Source organism: Pseudomonas sp. 05T35 (assembly GCF_056396605.1).
On record NZ_JBFTLU010000686.1, the window covers coordinates 1 to 1,595 of the forward strand.

At 56.6% G+C, this 1,595-nt stretch carries 2 protein-coding genes; one reads left to right on the top strand and one right to left on the bottom strand.

All coding sequences use genetic code 11. The annotated features are described in order from the left end of the window. Positions 1-51: 51 nt before the first annotated feature. On the bottom strand, positions 52-600 hold the full coding sequence (locus AC1DH9_RS28865) for an RNA polymerase factor sigma-70 (RefSeq protein ID WP_427543604.1): 549 nt from the start codon (positions 598-600) through the stop codon (positions 52-54). A 287-nt stretch (positions 601-887) separates the two neighbouring features. On the opposite strand from AC1DH9_RS28865, the gene AC1DH9_RS28870 reads away from it, so the two are divergent. Then, positions 888-1,595, top strand: a 708-nt coding sequence (locus AC1DH9_RS28870; protein WP_477809304.1) for an alpha/beta fold hydrolase, incomplete at its 3' end; no start/stop codon positions are given.

A 1,595-nucleotide genomic window follows, 5' to 3' on the forward strand; every position in this document is an offset into this window, starting at 1 on the left:
ACCAATGTGGGAGCGAGCCTGCTCGCGATAAGGGTGCCGAAAATACAGATCTTAGCGGCGGGCGAAGGTATCGCTGCGCTTACCCGAAACCTTGCGGCAATGCACCAGGGCATCACGGATCATGAAGTTCACCAGGGTCGGCGACACGCCGAGTTCCTTGGCGATGTCCTTTTGCGGCACGCCGTGCAGGCGATACATCTCGAAGGCGTAGCGGGTGCGACTCGGTAACTGGCCGAGGGCATCGGCAATGTTTTCCAGAATCGAGAAGTTGATGTGCGAGGTTTCTGGCGAGGCATTGTGAATGACCACGTTCAAGCCTTCTTCTTCGGTGCCCGAATACTTTTGTTCCAGCGCCTGTCTGCGGTAGTGGTCAATCGCCAGGTTGCGCACGATCTGAAACAGGTAGCTGAGTCGAGCCTTGAACGAGGAGGTCATTTGCGGTGCCGATTGCAGCCTGAAAAACGCATCCTGAACGACATCTTCAGCCCGGGATCGGCAGCCGGTAATGCGGGCTGCGATTTTGACCAGAATCAGTCGGTTATCAACGAACGCCTGGAGTAAGGGTGAGTCGCACCTGCTTGTGGTTACTGGTTCCATCATGGAAATCACCTTGCTGCAAAAAGTAAGTAGGACGACAAGGGGGGCGGAGCCGTCCTACGTATCGAGTGACAAACTAGTGTCAATGATAATTATTGTCAATTGATAGCGATTGTTATATTGCGGGCCTCTTTGGCCTATGCCTCACGCAGACAGTCCTTGAACCGCGCTTGCTGCTGACCAGCGCAGACGTGTTACAACCTCTATTGAAGTTCGGATTGACTGTCCCCTGTCACCGGGACAGGCTGCCGGAGTTTTTTGGTTGACCCCATTCAGAAAGGAGACCGTGGATGCCCTTCGCTACGATAGATGGACAAGCGCTTMACTACGTTGATCAGGGCTGCGGCCCGGTGGTGCTGTTGGCCGGTAGTTACTTGTGGGACCAGGCCATGTGGGCACCGCAGATTGCAGTGTTGTCGCAACACTATCGGGTGATTGCCGTGGACCTGTGGGGGCACGGGGAGTCCGGGCCGTTACCTGAGGGTATGACTTCGCTGGATGATCAGGCGCGGCAGGTACTGGAGCTGCTTGATCATCTGGATATTGACCGCGTCACCCTGGTCGGGCTTTCGGTCGGCGGCATGTGGGGCGTGCGTCTGGCGCTGTCGGCCCCACAGCGCCTCAACGGCCTGGTGTTGATGGACACTTATGTCGGTGTCGAGCCCGAGCCGACTCGCCAGTACTATTTCTCGTTGTTCAAGCAGATCGAAGACAGCGGTGTGATCTCGCCGCAGTTACTCGATATCGTGGTACCGATTTTCTTCCGTCCGGGCATTGACCCTCAGTCGGCGCTTTATCAGGATTTCCGTGCCAGGCTGGCCGCGCTGCCGCCTGAGCGTTTACGTGAAAGCATTGTGCCGATGGGCCGTATCACGTTTGGTCGTGATGATCTGTTGCCGCGTCTGGGCGAGCTGAATCCTGAAACCACGTTGCTGATGTGCGGTGATCAGGACAAACCGCGGCCACCGTCGGAAACCAGGGAAATGGCAGAGTTGATC

Bases quoted from the DNA above. Each gene is read 5' to 3' on its own strand.
- AC1DH9_RS28865 (WP_427543604.1), bottom strand. From the start codon at position 600: ATGATGGAACCAGTAACCACAAGCAGGTGCGACTCACCCTTACTCCAG.